A 17,950-nucleotide genomic window follows, 5' to 3' on the forward strand; every position below is an offset into this window, starting at 1 on the left:
ATTTCTAAAATATAATAACTTCCAGATAGGACATTAAATATAATTTTCAATAAAGTATAATTAAATTATAGAATGGTATTTCTCTATTTTCTTACTTTAGCACAAAGAAAAAACTAAAATATAGAATAAGTAAAGCTCATTGAATAACTAATTAACTTTTTATATACTATATATAGCATATTTTTTATCTTATTGGCTTTTTTTTCACAGTAATACACAAAATATCCTAATCTTTGAAATATATTAAAGAATCATCGCTAAATTATAATGAAAATAAAATTCTATGTCGTGCTATAGCGCTCATTATCTTAAATTTTTTCTTACCTTTGTAATGTTCTTTTGTTGTCATAATGCTATAGCACATGGTATTGCTATGCATGGATTACCAAAACTATCTGATAATTTTGACTATTTTCCTTATGCTAATCCTAATGCAAATAAAAAAGGAAAAATTACCTATGGAGTTGTTGGAACATTTAATGGACTAAATCCATTCGTCATTCGTAGTTTTCGTACAACTGCACAAGGTCTTGTGGCTAATGAACAATTTTCTGGTCTTGTCTATGAAACAATGATGGTACGTTCCCGTGATGAGGCCTTTACGCTATATAGTCTTCTTGCAGAAAAAGTTGAATTAAATGATGAACGTACTGAAATTACTTTCTTTCTTAATCCAAAAGCTCGTTTTTCAGATGGAAAATCTATAACAGTCGAAGATGTTTTATTCACAGTTAATCTGCTTAAAGATAAAGGAAGACCACCTTTTGATCGATATATGAAACGCATAGAATCTATAGAAAAAATTGGTTCTCATGGTATTAAAATGCGTTTTCCAAACTCTAAAGATCGTGAATTTCCACTTCTTTTGGCAAGTGTAATGCCAATATTACCAAAACACGCTATTAATGTTGATGATTTTGAAAAAAACGGTTTAGTTAAAATTCCTGGAAGTGGCCCTTATATTATTGAGCATGTTGATCCAGGTGAACGAATTATTTACAAACGCAATCCTGACTATTGGGGCAAAGATCTTCCTGTTAATAAAGGACTAAATAATTTTGATACCATTCAAATAGAGTATTTCCGCAATGATACTGCACACTTTGAAGCTTTTAAAAAAGGCCTCATTGATATTTTCATTGAAACCAATCCAAATCGCTGGCGGCTTTCTTACAATTTTCCAGCTGTTCGCGAGGGGCGAGTTATAAAAGAAAATTTTTCGAAAGGTACACCTGCCGATCTTATTGGTTTTGTTTTTAATACACGCCGTTCCATTTTTAAAGATAGAAAAGTACGACAAGCACTTTCAATGCTTTTTGATTTTGAATGGATTAATAATCGCCTTTTTAATAATATCTATGCCAGAACAGAAGGTTATTGGGATGGGTCTGTTCTTTCATCTGTTGGAAAACCAGCAAGTGAAAAAGAAAAAGAACTTTTAGCACCTTACCCTGATGCTGTTCTTCCTGAAGTCATGAACGGACATTGGCATATTCCTAAAACAGATAGATCAGGCATGGAGCGTCAATCTGCTCAAAAAGCCTGGACGCTTCTACAAGAAGCAGGTTTTACTAGAAAAAACAATAAAGCTATTACTCCTGATGGTTTACCTTTTAAATTTGAGATTATGACTCAAACATTTGAAGAAGAGAAAGTCGCCCTTGCATTTCAGAGTACTTTATCGCGGCTTGGTATTGATGTTGAGATAAGAACTGTTGATGATAGTCAGTATCAAAATCGCTTAGGAACATTTGATTATGATATGATTATTGGCAAATTAAAAAATTCTCTGTCGCCAGGCAATGAACAAATAAATCGGTGGGCTTCTATTTCTCGAAATTTGAAAGGAAGTTTTAATTTTGCAGGAACTTCTGATCCTGCTATAGATGCTATGATAACAGCAATACTTGATGCACGCTCAGATGCTGAATTTATTGCAGCTGTACGTGCTTTAGATAGAATTTTGATTTCTGGCAGTTATTATATACCGCTTTATCATTTACCTGAACAATGGGTAGCAAGATGGTCATATCTTAAACATCCTACTTATACATCATTATATGGCTATCGTCTTCAAACTTGGTGGCGTGAGTAAAAAAATATAAATGAAAACGGCCTATGAAAAATATTGCAAAATAAAAGTATATGCGATGTATAATACTTTTTCTCTTGTTTGGAAGCATTATATTGTGTATCTCTTTGTAAGCTTTACACTCTGAAGGAATTTCTTTTAGGTGTTGAAAATACCAAGATTCATCACCTGTAGTGGACTTTTTTATAGTACTCAGCACTTCTTTTTTAAAATCAGAGGAAAGAAAACCTTCATATAGAGTCCTGAATTCATTTTTTAATGCGGGACTTAAAGCAATCGCATCTTTTGCCCAACTAAAGTCTTCGTCTTTCCAAGAGAAATTTTCACACAATACAGGCCCTATATCACTTTTTTTAATACATCTTCTTGTGTTTTGCACACAAAGGCAGCCTGATACAGCTCCAAATAAGAAAACGCCTGTGTCATCTTTTCTGACTGAAATTTGTTCCAATATTTTAGTGCTTTAATCTGTTTTTCTTCATATTCTCCTGTTACATATTCTTTTGCTATAACACGCTTTTCTAACAGTGAGCGCACAATCTCTATTTCATGAAAAATCACCATACTTTCTGATAAAAGATTAGTTATTTTATTTAAAACTTTATTTTTGTCATCAAAAATATGTTCAGGTATAGGAGAATTTTTAGCTCTCTTTTCACGAATTATATTCGTAAAAAAGTCATTTTCTTTTTGAAGAGAATCATTTTCATTCTGAATAATTTTCTGTTGCTCTATAAGATATTTGAATCTCTCATCAAGAGTTAAACCAGAAAGGGATTGCTTTAGGGATTGTTTTAGCGTTTCTTTACTTAAAATAGCCTCAGCATAAGCATACTTTACTCTAAATATTATACTGAGTAACAAAAGAGCTATAATTAATAATTTTTTTGTAATAATCATATTATATTTATTTCTTTTTAAATTATTTAAGGAAATTATTACAATATTATACGCATCAATATAAATAATAAATATATTATTAGAATAATATGTAAAGTAAAATGAGTATAAAAAAATTTTTAATTTAAATTAAGCAGAACATTTTGTTGCCATTTCTGCAAGCTGTGTCATAATATTTGCTACACCAACAAGTCTTTCATTTACTTTAGTCCAATCACGAATAAAAACAATGCTTTGATCTGGTCGAATTTTTGCCATTGATCCTTGTTTCCCAACCCATTGAACAAGAGCAATACCATTTTCAAAGTAATTATTGCGAAATTGTATAACAATCCCCTTTGGTCCAGCATCTATTTTTTCCACATGTGCTTTTCGACATAATATTTTGATGTAAAAAACTTTAAGTAGGTGTTGAACCTCAAGTGGCAAAGGACCAAAGCGATCAATTAATTCAGCTCCAAATTTATCAATTTGTTCTATATTATCAAGTTCTGTTAAACGACGATAAAGCCCCATACGCAATGATAAATCAGGTACAAAATTTTCTGGTATGATCACTGCTGTACCAAGAGAAATTTGAGGTGACCACTGATTATCTCTCTCATGTTGGCCATCTTTTAATTCAGCAACGGCTTCTTCAAGCATTTTTTGGTAGAGTTCAAACCCAACTTCTTTGATGTGTCCTGATTGTTCTTCACCTAATAAATTACCTGAACCTCGAATGTCCATATCATGACTAGCCAGTTGAAAACCTGCACCTAATGTATCAAGGGACTGCAAAACTTTAAGACGACGATCTGCTGCAGGAAGTAAAACTTTACCAGAAGGGAAAGTAAAAAGTGCATAAGCACGTTGTTTTGAACGCCCTACTCTACCACGCAACTGATAGAGTGCAGAAAGACCAAACATTTCAGCACGATGTACAATTAATGTATTGGCTGTTGGAATATCGAGACCTGATTCAATGATAGTAGTTGAAAGTAATACATCATATTGCCCATCATAAAACGCATTCATAATATCATCAAGTTGTCCAGCTGGCATTTGTCCATGTGCTATAACAAATTTAATTTCAGGCACATGCGTTTTGAGATATTCTTCTACATAAGAAAGATCAGAAATACGCGGGCACACATAAAAACTCTGTCCACCTCGATAATATTCACGTAATAATGTTTCGCGTATAACCATCAAATCAAAAGGTGAAATAAAAGTACGTACAGCCATTCTATCGATAGGTGGGGTTGTAATTAATGAAAGTTCACGTAGCCCCGATAAAGCAAGACTTAATGTTCTTGGTATAGGAGTCGCTGAAAGTGTAAGAACATGAATATCACTTTTTAATTCTTTTAGACGCTCTTTATGTTTTACTCCAAAGTGCTGTTCTTCATCAATGATAAGAAGTCCTAATCGTGAAAAACTCACTGAATCATTGAGTAATGCATGTGTTCCAATAACAATGTCGATCGTACCCTCTGAAATACCTTTTTTAATTTGCGCCAATTCTCTCGCTTTTACAAGCCTTGACAAATGAGCAATCTTAACCGGTAGCCCTTGAAAACGAGCAAGAAAAGTTTTGTAATGTTGTCGTGAAAGTAAAGTTGTAGGCACAACAACAGCAACTTGATAACCATTTAATGCTGCAACAAAAGCACTGCGAATAGCAACTTCTGTTTTGCCAAAACCTACATCACCACAGATTAAACGATCCATTGGTTTTCCTGATGCTAAGTCATCTAAAACAGCATTAATGGCATCCATTTGATCATCTGTTTCCTCATAAGGAAAGCATGCAACAAATTCATCAAAGAGCCCTACTGGTGGAGTTAGAGTAGGTGCTGAACGCGTCGCACGTTCTGCAGCTATACAGATCAATTGACCAGCAATTTTTAATAAATGCTTTTTAAGGCGTGCTTTACGTGTTTGCCATCCAACACTTCCTAATTTATCCAACGTGACATTTGTACTTTCTGATCCATAACGAGATAAAAGTTCAATATTCTCAATGGGTAAAAATAGCCGATCGCCTCCAGCATAATTGATTTCTAAACAATCACGTAAAATCCCTGTTGTCATGATAGTTTTGAGACCAATAAACTGTCCAATACCATGATCAACATGTACAACGATATCACCAGAATTTAAGGAAGCAATTTCAGAAATAAAATGCGCATTACTTTTACGCTTTTTTGGTGATCTTACTAATCGATCACCAAGGATATCTTGTTCCGCTATGACAACAAAATCTTCAATTTCAAAGCCATGCTCTATCATTAAAACAGCAGCTAAAATCCGATCACGCGGTGTTGCTTTTACGGTTTGCAATGATTTTGCAATTTCTACTTTTTGTAAACCGTGTTCATCAAGAACTTGCAGTAAACGATCCATAGATCCTTCACTCCAAAAAGCCAAAAGTACTTTCTTACCAGAAGATCGCAATGAAGCAATGTGATCAACTACACTTGAAAAAACATTTTTATCTAGAGCATTACGTTCTTTTATAAAATCATAGCCCTGTGTAGCATTTGTATGAATAACTGTCTGTTTCAGTGTTCGTGAAATATTAAAAGGTGTAAAATCAATACGCAAACCACACTGCTCTACACATGTTAAAACTTGTTCGGGTGTCCAATAAAGAAGATTAGGCTCTATTGGATGATAAGAAACATCATTCTCTTGATTATTTTCGCGTTCTTTGCGCGCATTATAATAATCTACAATAAGACGATATCGTTCAATGAGAGCTTCTTCTATGAGATGCTCAAAAACAACAGGCAGATTACCACAGTGATCAAAAAAACTATTGAGATTTTCATAAAACAATGGGAGCCAATGCTCCATACCTGAAAAACGCCTCCCTTGAGAAATAGCCTCATAAAGCATGTCACTTTTTTTGGGTACCCCAAAAGAACGAATATAATTGCTTTTAAATCGGCTAATAAACTCAGGAGTGAGAGTAATTTCACTCATCGGCTGTAAAAATAATTCTGTTTTATTCGCTATTGTTCGTTGCGTCTCTGGATCAAATACGCGAATGGTTTCTAAAGTTTGGCCAAAAAAATCAAGACGAAAAGGTTCCGTATAACTAGGAGAAAAAATATCAATAATTCCTCCCCTTACAGCAAATTCACCAATATCACGTACAGTTGCAACACGTTCAAAACCATTATGTTCTAAATAATGAATTAAATATGTCATATCCATACATTGACCAATACGCACATGGATAATTTGATCATCAATCATTGCACAAGGTGGTAGTTTTTGAATAACTGTATTAGCTGTTGTTAATATGATTGAAAACCGTGGATTTTTACGCAGATCTGACATATGAGCCAAAGCTGAAAGACGACGTGCAGTAATAGCTATCCCAGGTGATACGCGATCATAAGGTAAACAATCCCATGCCGGAAACTGAAAAACAGATAAATTAGGTTCAATGAAATTTAAAGCTTGCTGTAAATAAGCCATTTTTGTTCCATCACGAACAACATAAACAAGTGGTTTATCTTGAGCAATTTCTGCACTTAATTTAGCAAGTGCAAAAGCTTCAAATCCATCAACAACACCATCAAAAATCATACCACTAGGCGTATTTGGAGGAATAACAATTTTTTTTAATATAGCCATTTTGATTTAATTAAAATTTATACGAGAGCAATAATTTATAATATCGCGAAAAAGTGCACTATCTACCTTAGGTGGTATAGAAACTTCTCTTGTAATCCACCCTAATAAATCACGATCTTCAAAAGACATAATATATTCAAGTTCAGAAACTGTTTGATCACTCATCTTGGCAATATGTGCATCAACATATTGGCCCAAAATCAAGTCTACTTCACGAATACCTCGGTGCCATGCACGAAAAATCAATCGGCGACGACGTGAATCCAATCGATTTTCATCAATGGCTAAATTTGTCATAAAAATCTCCTAACAGACAAAAATAAACATACACTACACTGTTATTTTTTTAGAATAAATTTGTATCTCAATATTAAGGAAGTTCAATAATTTTTTTTTCTTTAATTGTAATTCGACGATGCATCTGTTTGGCTAAACCATAATTGTGTGTGGCAACAAGGGCAGCAAGACCAGATTGGCGCACAAGTACTGATAGAGCTTGAAATACATATGCTGAAGTTGTAGGATCAAGGTTTCCTGTAGGCTCATCAGCTAAAAGTACAGAAGGCGCATTTGCTACAGCACGCGCAATTGCAACACGTTGTTGCTCCCCCCCCGATAGTTCTGATGGACGGTGTTTAGCGCGGTGAGCAACGCGAAGATAGCTTAATAATTTAAAGGCACGATCTTCTGCAATAGATTTTTTCAATCCTGCAATCATTTGAGGAATCATAACATTTTCTAAAGCCGTAAATTCTGGTAGTAAATGATGAAATTGATAGACAAAACCAATATCATTTCGTCTGATTGCTGTGCGTTCACCATCAGAACGTTTTGCACAAGAAATACCTCGTAACAAAATATCGCCAGCTGTTGGTCTTTCTAATAATCCTGCGATATGAAGAAATGTTGATTTTCCAGAACCAGATGGTGCTACAAGTGCTACAATTTCTCCACGTTTTAGAACAAAATTGGCTTTATTCAAAATAACTAAAGGTTTGTTATTATCAACAAAATGTTTCTCAATCTCAACAAGTTCTAAAACAGTAGACATCATTCATACCTTAACGCTTGTATAGGATCTAATTTAGCAGCACGCCATGCTGGAATAAGAGTCGCAAGAAAAGATAAAAACAAAGACATCATAACTACCATAGCAATCTGTCCCCACTCAATTCGAGCGGGCAACTTTGCTAAAAAATAAAGCTGAGGATTAAAAACATCGACATTAAACAGCCAAGATATAAAGTCCTGAATATGATTAATATTTATAGTAACTATAATTCCTAAAATTAAACCCAATATCGTTCCAATAAGTCCAATTACCATGCCAGTGGTAATAAATATATGCATAATCGCACTTTGATCCGCTCCCATTGTACGCAGAATTGCAATATCATGGCTTTTATCTTTTACAAGCATTATTAAACCTGAAATAATATTCAAAGCCGCAACGAGAATAATAAGAGAGAGAATAAAAAACATAACATTTCGTTCAACTTGTAATGCTGAAAAAAAAGACTGATTTTGCGTACGCCAATCAATTAAATGAATTTGTTGATTAACTGTTTTTTCTATCACCGGTTTTACTTGATCAATAGCATCAGGATCATTAAGAAATAACTCTAAAGATTGAATTTTTTCCTCTAAGTTAAAGAAAATTTGTGCTTCATGAAGAGGCATAAAAACAAATATTGAATCATATTCTGACATGCCAACTTCAAAGATAGCAACGACTTTATAAGCTTTGACACGTGGCGTAACTCCAAAGGGCGTATCATCACCATCTGGTGTAATGATGCGCAGATGACTTCCAACTGTAAGACCCAATTTTTCTGCCAAACCACTTCCAATTGCAATACCTTCTTCTTTATCAAATTGAGCGAGTGTACCTGAGATAATATTTTGAGCGACTGTTTTCAGTTTCATCAAATCTTTTTGACGTACACCACGAACTAAAGCACCAGTTCCTCTTTCGACATTACCCTGGACAAGAGCTTGTCCTTCAATAATCGGAAGAACTAATTTTATATCCTTGATAGATTCCAGAGAAGAAATAAGAGTATTATAATCAGTAAAATTGGAATCAATGGTTTGTACAATAAGATGCCCATTCATTCCTAAAATACGATTGAGGAGTTCTGTCCGAAAACCATTCATAACTGCCATAACAACAACTAAAGCAAAAACTCCTAACATAATTCCAATTAAAGAAATAATTGAAATAATAGATGTAAACATATGTTTTTTATTAGGAATCATATAACGGAAAGCAATCATCCATTCATAAGATGAAAATCCTTTATTCCTCAAAACAGTCATGATATTGCCCATCAAATTACCGAAAATCGGTTTAGCACAGCTTCAACCGTTAAAACTTCTCTAAGACCTGTTTTTCGATCTTTAATTTCAACTTCATTTTGTGTAGCATTTTTAGGACCAATAATCATTTGTACCGGCAAACCAATCAAATCCATTGTTGCAAATTTCGATCCAGGACGCTCACTCGTATCATCTAACAGTGGATCAAAACCACTACGTATAAGCCCTTGATAAAGAGTTTCACATATATAACTACATTTTTCATCATCTGGTTTCATATTGATGATACCAAAATCAAATGGTGCGATTGATTTTGGCCAAATAATACCATGTTCATCATGAGAAGACTCAATGACTGCCGCTACAAGACGCGAAGGTCCAATCCCATAAGATCCCATAGAAACAAAGTGCTCTTTTCCATCTTGTCCCATAACTTTTGCCCCCATTGGAGCAGAGTATTTTGTACCAAAATGAAAAATATGTCCTACCTCAATACCACGCGCTGAGAGCTTATTACTGTCAGAGACTTTACTCCACTCTTCTTCATTATGCATTTCTTCTGTTGCAGCATATAAAGATGTCCATTGTCTAACAATATCAGCTAAAACATCCTTATCGGTAAAATCAATTGAAACAGACGGAACTGTAAATTCAAGAAATCTTTTGTCACAAAATATAGAACTTTCACCTGTTTTGGCTAAAATAATAAATTCATGACTAAGCTCACCGCCAATTGGACCTGTATCAGCACGCATAGGAATTGCTTTTAAGCCAACACGAGAAAAAGTGCGTAAATAAGCAACAAACATACGATTATAGGATATTTTTGCACTCGCATAATCAAGGTCAAAAGAATAAGCATCTTTCATCAAGAATTCGCGTGCGCGCATCACACCAAAACGTGGACGAATTTCATCACGAAATTTCCATTGAATATGATAGAGATTTAGTGGAAGATCTTTATAAGAACGAACGTATGAACGGAAAATATCTGTTACCATCTCTTCATTAGTCGGACCATAGAGTAAATCACGATCTTGACGATCTCTAATGCGTAACATTTCAAGACCATAATCATTATAACGCTCACTTTCACGCCAAAGATCAGCAGATTGAATCGTTGGCATCAATATTTCTAAAGCTCCAGCTCGTTCTTGTTCTTCACGAATAATCTTACAAATCTTGTCAAGAACTTTTTTACCTAATGGTAACCAAGAATAAATTCCTGATGTCTGTTGACGTACCATACCAGCTCGCAACATAAATCGATGTGAAATAACTTCTGCTTCCTTAGGACTCTCTTTTAAAATAGGCAGAAAATATTGAGAAAGACGCATTAAAACTATTACTCCTAATTAGACTTATCAAATTACAGCAATTTACAAGTGGTATTTATAGCTATATTCTGAAGGCTTGCAAATATGATAATAATATTGAAATATTATCTTCTATCTTTTCTTTAACTGCACTTACATAAAAAGTGTGAAGTCCGTATTTGTACAATGAGCTAATTGAAATAGTTTTATCTTCTTTTTATAAAAAATAATCGAATATTAAAATACTTTTATTTTGAACGATGTAAAAAAACTACACAAATAGGCTTTTTCCCCCAAATCTTATTAACAGCTGCTCTTACTGCACGCCTCGCAGCTTCTCGGATAAGTTCATTATCTTTTCTTTTTGCACGCGGAATATTATTAATGGCATTTTCAATAACATTTAGAAGAATATCTTCTAATAATTCCCCTGCCCTATCGCTTTTAGGAAGACCAAACATTATAAGACCAATATTATCAATTAAATCATGCTTACTATTCATGTGAAGAGAAACAGAAACATGACCAACATAACTTAACTTGCAACGCTCACGAATTCCTAATTCATCTTCATTACCAAGCAGAAAACCATCTTTATAAATACGACCAACAGCGACTTGATCAATAATTTCTACTGGTTCTGGTGCAAGACGAAATATATCACCATTTCTAATTCCAGCAACAGTTTTTATGCCAACTTGTTGTGCTAAAGTTTTTTGAGCTGTAAGATGTATCGCTTCACCATGTACAGGAATAAGGATCTGTGGTTTTGTCCAATCATACATTTGTAAAAGTTCTGAACGACGGGGATGACCTGAAACATGTACAAGAGCATCTCGATTGGTAATAATGTTAATACCCTGATCAATAAAACGATTTTGTATATCAATAATAGCTTTTTCATTACCTGGAATATTACGTGATGAATAAATAATTGTATCACCAGGAGAGAGAGTGATATTTTTCATTTCATTTCGTGAGAGTTTTGCTAATGCAGCACGTGGTTCACCTTGACTACCAGTTACTACCAAAACAATATTTTGGGGTGGAATATGGCTATAATCTTCTTCTGTTATAAATGGTGCTATATCATCCATATAACCAAGCTCTTGTGCGACCATAACACTACGCTTTAAAGAACGTCCTACCAAAAGAACTTGACGTCCAACAGATTCTGCAGCAAGAGCAATTGAGCGTATACGGCCAATATTAGAGGCAAAAGTTGTAATAGCAATTCGACCTTTAGCTTTCAAAATAATTTCAGAAATACTTTCCTGAACTTGTTGTTCCGATGGTGATATACCATCTTGAAGTGCATTAGTGGAATCACATAATAAGGCTAATACACCTTTATTCCCCAAAGTCCGAAACCGTTCTTCATCTGTTATAGGCCCAAGTGAAGGCGTATGATCAATTTTCCAATCCCCAGTATGAATCACATTTCCTAAAGATGTTGTAATAGCTAAAGAAACTGCTTCTGGAATCGAATGATTAACAGAAATAGCTTCGATTGAAAATGGTCCAACCTGAAAGCAATCGCCAGATTGAAAAATATTAACTGGAATTTCATGAAATTCAAAATCTGACTGTCTTTTACTCTCTAATAATCCAGCTGTAAAACAAGTGCAATAAATTGGAATTTTAAGCTTTGGCCATAAATCAAGAACAGCACCATAATGATCTTCATGAGCATGTGTTAAAATAAGACCACAGACATTATGTTTTTCATTTTCTAAAAAACGAATATCTGGCAAAATAAGATCTACTCCAGGTAATTCAGGACCTGCAAAACTAACTCCCATATCAACAAGTAACCATTCACGACAATCTTTAGGACCAAATCCATAGGCAGCTAGATTCATTCCTATTTCTCCAACTCCTCCTAAAGGTAAAAAAACCAATTCATTCTTATTGGCAACAGTCATAAATGTCTCCTAAATTATTAAGATAACTCATGCTGAAATAAAACTTTATAAGTCAATTACAATCTACATCAGCAGAAGCAGCTAAACCAAAATGAACATCTCCAGATGTTATGATTGCCCGCTGACCATTTTTTTGTTTTACAATACAGTTAAAATCACAATCAAGACCATCAAAAATACCTTCAATGATCCTTTCATCGCTATTTACTGTAATGTGTTGTCCAAGATGAGAACAATATAAAAGCCATTTTTTACGAATTGTATCACATCCATAGGGTTGTTTCCAAAGAAGATAATTTTCAGCAAAATATTGCGTCAGAGCGGTAAACAATTGTTCTTTATCAATATTTAAACCAATATTCTTTATACTTGAGGTTGGATACGGCGCATCTTCATAATGGTATTCTACATTCATACCAATACCAATAACTAATGCATATTTTTGCGGAGTTAGTTTGAAAAGTTCAAGTAAAATCCCACAGCTTTTAGCTCCTTTAAGTAAAATATCATTCGGCCATTTTAAACTAATAATGTCGTTAGCTTGCTTTTCATTCTTTATAAATTGTTTGACAGCCTCTAACATACTTACTCCAGCAACAAAACTAAGTTGAGCAGCAGTCTGATGGATAATATCATCAATTAATAAAAGGCTAGAATAAAGATTTCCTTTTGGACTACTCCATATTCTTCCTCTTCTAGCTCTTCCTTGTGTTTGTTCATTCGCAACAATCCAAAGATACCCGTGATGTCCAGAATGTGCCTTTTGCTGTGCAACAAGATTTGTTGAGTCAACACTTTCATATGATTCAATATCATACCCTTGTTTTTTTGCAAAGTCTGACAACACATAAACCATATTCACTAAAACAATGCTGCAGCTGCTTGTTCTGCCAATTCAGAAAATACAATTCCAAAAAACACATAAAATAAAATGAACAATGCAGAAAAAGTAAGACAAAACTTAAGTTCGCTTGATAAAGAAATAAAGCCAGCTTTTGCATCATCAAACCACATAATTTTGATGACACGCAAATAATAAAAAGCACTAACCACAGAAGCCAATACACCAACGACAGCAAGCGGAATAAGACCTGCATGAACAGCTGCAGAAAATGTATACCACTTTCCAAAAAAACCTGCCATAGGTGGTATACTTGCTAACGAAAAAAGATGTATTGTCATAATAATAGCCATAAACGGATTTGTTTTTGCCAATCCTGCAAGATCATAAATATTTTCAACATTTCCATCATGCGACCGCATACTAAGAATGAAAGAAAACGAACCAAGTGTCATAACAAGATAAATGGTCATATAAATGATAACACCTTTTACCCCAAGTACATTTCCTGCAGCTAACCCAACAAGAGCATATCCCATATGACTAATCGATGAATAAGCCATTAGACGCTTAATATTACTTTGACCAATTGCAGCAAATGCACCTAATATCATTGATGCAATCGCTATAAATACTATAATTTGCTGCCATGCAGGCATAAGGTTATCAGCGTTATCAAATGGAATAAAAGCAACAACAATTATACGAATAATTAACGCCATTGCTGCAACTTTAGGGGCACCAGCAAAAAACGCTGTAATAGGTGTTGGCGCGCCTTCGTAAACATCAGGTGTCCACATATGAAATGGAACTGCAGAAATTTTGAAAGCCAAACCAGCTAAAATAAACACAATTCCAAAAATAACACCTAACTGCAAAACCTCACCTTTTAAAGCCAATGCAATTTCATGAAAGCTAATTTGGCCAGTAAAACCATAAAGTAATGAAATACCATAAAGAAGTAATCCTGAAGACAATGCACCTAAAACAAAATATTTTAATCCTGCTTCAGAAGATTTAACATTATTACGATTAATAGCAGCTAAAACATATAAAGATAAAGATTGTAGCTCTAACCCCATATAAAGAGACAGCATATTACCTGCTGAAATCATGAACATCATACCAAGGGTTGCAAACAGAACCAATACTGGAAATTCAAATATATCAAATTTTTGAGCACAGGTAAAAGAAACAGACATAATGAGAGCAAATAATGCGCCAATAAGCGTTAAAATTTTCATATAGCGGCTAAAAGAATCAATGATGAGCGCATCTGTGCAAAAAAAACCGCTTTTTGGAAAGATCATCACGATAATAATAGTTGCAATAAGAAGAGCAATCGCTAAACCTGTAACAGTTAAATATGAATGCGCTCTAGAATAAACGCCGATTAAGAGCAGTGCTATTCCTCCCAAGGCAATTAAAATCTCAGGAAGAATTAACACTAATTGAGTTATTATTTCAGTTTGCATGAGCGTTCATCTTTTATTTAGTGCAGCTGGTTGATCAAAGATTCTACCGCAGACATTGTTGTTTTAAAAATTGGTGTTGGATAAACACCAAAAAATATTGTGAGAATAACCATTGGATAAAGGGTGAATTTCTCTATTGGTGATAGATCAAGAAGAACTTTCAAGTTTTCTTTTTCTAAAGAGCCAAAAACAATGCGCCGATAAAGATAAAGTGCATAAGCTGCTGATAAAATAACGCCAGTTGTAGCAAAAACAGCAACCAATTTATTAACTTGGAAAACACCTATTAGAGTTAAAAACTCGCCGATAAATCCTGAACTTCCAGGTAACCCAATATTTGCCATAGTAAAAATCAAGAAAACAACAGCATATTTAGGCATATTATTTACTAAACCGCCAAACGCTGAAATTTCACGTGTATGTAAGCGGTTATAGATCACTCCAACACAAAGAAATAAAGCCGCTGAAACAATTCCATGCGATAGCATCTGATAAATAGCACCTTGAATGCCTTGTTCATTAGCAGAAAAAATACCCATCGTTACATATCCCATATGCGCCACCGATGAATAAGCAATCAGTTTCTTTATATCACTTTGAACAAGTGCAACTAAAGATGTGTAAATAATCGCAATTAGCGATAATGTGAAAACTAAAGAAGAAAAATCAGCTGAAGCAATAGGAAACATTGGTAATGAAAAACGAATAAAACCATAACCGCCCAATTTAAGTAATACGCCAGCTAAAATAACAGAGCCTGCTGTTGGTGCTTCCACATGAGCATCAGGCAACCATGTATGAACTGGCCACATTGGCATTTTAACAGCAAAAGAAGCAAAAAATGCAAGCCACAACCACGTCTGCATATGTGTATTAAACTGGTAGGTTAACAAAGTTGGTATATCAAGTGTTCCTGCTTCCCAATACATAACCATGATAGCAACCAGCATGAGCACTGAGCCAAGCAAAGTATATAAGAAAAATTTCATACTTGCATAAATACGACGCGCCCCACCCCAAACACCAATAATAATAAACATTGGAATAAGGCTACCTTCAAAAAAGATATAGAATAAGATTGCATCAAGAGCACAAAAAACTCCAATAATTGCAACTTCGAGAAGAAGAAAAGCAATCATGTAATCTTTTAATCTATCTTGAATAGTATTCCAACTTGCTAAAATACAGAAAGGTAAAAGAAAAGCTGAAAGAACAACAAAAAGAACAGAAATACCATCGATACCTACATGATAACTAATATCACTACCTAACCAGTGGAATTTCTCAACCATCTGAAAATCAGAGTTTGTAGTATCAAATCCTGCCCAAATAACTAAAGAAATAATAAAAACAAACACAGTCGTAAAAAACGCTACATTACGTATATTGCGTTTTGCTGCTTCACTATCATCCTTGATTAATAAAATCAGGAACACACCAACAAGCGGCAAAAAAGTAACAGTAGAAAGAATAGGCCAGTCGGTCATCAATTTAAGCTCCTAATCATCATCCATGTGATGAGTGTTGCCACGCCAATCAGCATTGCAAATGCATAATGATAAAGATATCCTGTTTGCATGCGAATAACTTTATTTGTGATGTTAATAATACGTGCTGCAATGCCATTTGGGCCTAAACCATCAATAACCTTATTGTCACCTATTTTCCAAAAAAAGTTACCAATTCCCAAGGCAGAACGAACAAATAAAATATTATAAACTTCATCAAAATACCATTTATTATAAAGAAATCGGTGTAATATAGGTAAAAATTCAGCAATTCTTTTAGGAATTGAAGGAACTAGAATATAAAATAAATACGCTAAGGTAAAACCAAGAATCATCGCTGTAAATGGCGACCATTTTACCCAGTCAGGTACATTGTGTGCTTCATGAAGAATATGATTATGACTTCCCGTAAATAATGCACCTTTCCAAAAAGCATCATAAAAGTCACCAAAAAAATAAGGCTGGAAAATTACACCAGCAAACAATGCTCCGATAGATAAAATAAATAATGGAACTAACATCACTGGAGCTGATTCATGCACATGATGCATAACATCAACGGTTGCACGTGTCTTGCCATGAAATGTCATAAATATAAGCCGCCAAGAATAAAAACTCGTTAATAAAGCAGATAAAATAAGAAGCCAAAAAGCATATTCTGACGCAATATTATGCGATGCAAAGGCAGATTCTATAATAGCATCTTTTGAAAAAAATCCTGCAGTGCCAAAAAAAGTTCCAGGAATTCCAAAGCCTGTTAAGGCAATAGTTCCTATAAACATCATCCAATAAGTTGTTTTTATATGTTTATATAATCCACCCATTTTTCGCATATCTTGTTCATCAGAAACAGCATGAATTACAGATCCTGCTCCGAGAAATAATAAGGCTTTAAAAAAAGCGTGCGTAAAAAGATGGAAAATGGCTGCTCCATATGCTCCAACCCCTAACCCAACAAACATATAACCAAGCTGTGAACAAGTAGAATAAGCAATAACGCGCTTGATATCATTTTGTACGACTCCCACAGTTGCAGCAAAAAATGCTGTCGTTGCCCCAATAATAATGATTACTGTTAAAGCATTCGGAGAAAGTTCAAAAATCGGTGACATACGCGCAATCATAAAAACACCAGCCGTTACCATTGTAGCTGCATGAATGAGCGCAGATACTGGAGTTGGTCCTTCCATCGCATCAGGAAGCCACGTATGTAAAAGAAATTGTGCTGATTTACCCATAGCGCCAACAAATAAAAGAAGACATGTAATAGTAATTACTGTTTGTCCCCCAAAATGACCACCTAAAAACGTCATACCCTTTATAAAATTATTATCTGCAGCTTTTGTAAAAATATCTACAAAATTAACTGACTGAAATAAAACAAAAATGTTGAATATTCCTAATAGAAAACCAAAATCCCCAACACGATTAACTACAAAAGCTTTCATTGCTGCCTTATTAGCAGAATCCCGCTGAAACCAAAAACCAATCAACAAATAAGATACAAGGCCAACACCTTCCCATCCAAAAAACATTTGAATTAGATTATTGGCTGTCACCAACATCAACATCATAAATGTAAATAAAGAAAGATAAGCAAAAAAACGAGGCCTTGAAGGATCATGATGCATATAACCAATTGAATAAATATGAACTAATGCCGAGACACTATTCACTACAACAAGCATAACAGCTGTCAATGTATCAACATGCAAAGACCAATTAAACACTAATTTATCAATAACTACCCATTGCAATAGCGGTATATCAACTGTTGAAGCATTATTAAAAGCCATACTTAAAAAAGATATCCATGATAACCCAGCAACAATCATCATAAAGCTAGATGTTACCAGCTCACTAGCACGAGGAGCTATAGTCTTTCCACCTATTGCAGCAATTAAAAAACCTAAAAGCGGAAGAAAAACGATCATATAATACATC

General features: G+C 34.4%; 12 protein-coding genes. 1 reads left to right on the top strand and 11 read right to left on the bottom strand.

Going from position 1 to position 17,950, the window contains the following annotated elements; translation table 11 throughout:
* Positions 1-331 precede the first annotated feature (331 nt).
* Complete coding sequence (locus tag O99_RS01240) at positions 332-2,095, top strand: extracellular solute-binding protein (protein ID WP_235692215.1); 1,764 nt, start codon at positions 332-334, stop codon at positions 2,093-2,095.
* Between the two features lie 336 nt (positions 2,096-2,431).
* Here the strand turns inward: O99_RS01240 and O99_RS01250 are convergent, their stop codons facing one another.
* The 11 genes from O99_RS01250 to nuoL all read right to left on the bottom strand — a co-directional run bounded on the left by O99_RS01250 (position 2,432) and on the right by nuoL (position 17,949).
* Positions 2,432-2,992: a hypothetical protein gene (locus tag O99_RS01250; protein ID WP_035005829.1), complete on the bottom strand. Its 561-nt coding sequence runs from the start codon at positions 2,990-2,992 to the stop codon at positions 2,432-2,434.
* A gap of 129 nt (positions 2,993-3,121) precedes the next feature.
* The gene (mfd, locus tag O99_RS01255; protein WP_035005831.1) at positions 3,122-6,622 is read right to left on the bottom strand and encodes a transcription-repair coupling factor; all 3,501 of its coding nucleotides are present in this window, start codon (positions 6,620-6,622) and stop codon (positions 3,122-3,124) included.
* A 6-nt stretch (positions 6,623-6,628) separates the two neighbouring features.
* Positions 6,629-6,919, bottom strand: a complete 291-nt coding sequence (locus O99_RS01260) for an FAD assembly factor SdhE (RefSeq protein ID WP_035005833.1) — start codon at positions 6,917-6,919, stop codon at positions 6,629-6,631.
* Positions 6,920-6,992: 73 nt separating this feature from the next.
* On the bottom strand, positions 6,993-7,673 hold the full coding sequence (locus O99_RS01265; RefSeq protein ID WP_035005834.1) for an ABC transporter ATP-binding protein: 681 nt from the start codon (positions 7,671-7,673) through the stop codon (positions 6,993-6,995).
* The gene (locus tag O99_RS01270; RefSeq protein WP_035005836.1) at positions 7,673-8,941 is read right to left on the bottom strand and encodes a lipoprotein-releasing ABC transporter permease subunit; all 1,269 of its coding nucleotides are present in this window, start codon (positions 8,939-8,941) and stop codon (positions 7,673-7,675) included. Before O99_RS01270 ends, O99_RS01265 begins: the two co-directional genes overlap by 1 nt.
* A gap of 11 nt (positions 8,942-8,952) precedes the next feature.
* Positions 8,953-10,278, bottom strand: coding sequence for a proline--tRNA ligase (gene proS / locus O99_RS01275; protein ID WP_035005838.1), 1,326 nt, complete (start codon positions 10,276-10,278; stop codon positions 8,953-8,955).
* 227 nt (positions 10,279-10,505) lie between these two features.
* Positions 10,506-12,182, bottom strand: a complete 1,677-nt coding sequence (locus O99_RS01280; RefSeq protein ID WP_035005840.1) for a ribonuclease J — start codon at positions 12,180-12,182, stop codon at positions 10,506-10,508.
* Between the two features lie 52 nt (positions 12,183-12,234).
* The gene (locus O99_RS01285; RefSeq protein WP_035005841.1) at positions 12,235-13,044 is read right to left on the bottom strand and encodes a biotin--[acetyl-CoA-carboxylase] ligase; all 810 of its coding nucleotides are present in this window, start codon (positions 13,042-13,044) and stop codon (positions 12,235-12,237) included.
* Positions 13,044-14,498 carry an NADH-quinone oxidoreductase subunit NuoN gene (gene nuoN / locus O99_RS01290; RefSeq protein ID WP_035005842.1) on the bottom strand — a complete coding sequence of 485 codons (1,455 nt, stop codon included), beginning with the start codon at positions 14,496-14,498 and terminating at the stop codon, positions 13,044-13,046. The genes O99_RS01285 and nuoN overlap by 1 nt, the downstream gene beginning before the upstream one ends.
* A gap of 17 nt (positions 14,499-14,515) precedes the next feature.
* A complete protein-coding gene (locus O99_RS01295; RefSeq protein WP_035005843.1) occupies positions 14,516-15,985 on the bottom strand; it encodes an NADH-quinone oxidoreductase subunit M in 1,470 nt (489 codons plus the stop codon).
* Positions 15,985-17,949 carry an NADH-quinone oxidoreductase subunit L gene (gene nuoL, locus O99_RS01300; protein ID WP_035005844.1) on the bottom strand — a complete coding sequence of 655 codons (1,965 nt, stop codon included), beginning with the start codon at positions 17,947-17,949 and terminating at the stop codon, positions 15,985-15,987. The genes O99_RS01295 and nuoL overlap by 1 nt, the downstream gene beginning before the upstream one ends.
* Position 17,950 lies beyond the last annotated feature (1 nt).

Origin of the sequence: Bartonella rochalimae ATCC BAA-1498, assembly GCF_000706645.1 — a bacterium.
GTDB lineage: Bacteria > Pseudomonadota > Alphaproteobacteria > Rhizobiales > Rhizobiaceae > Bartonella > Bartonella rochalimae.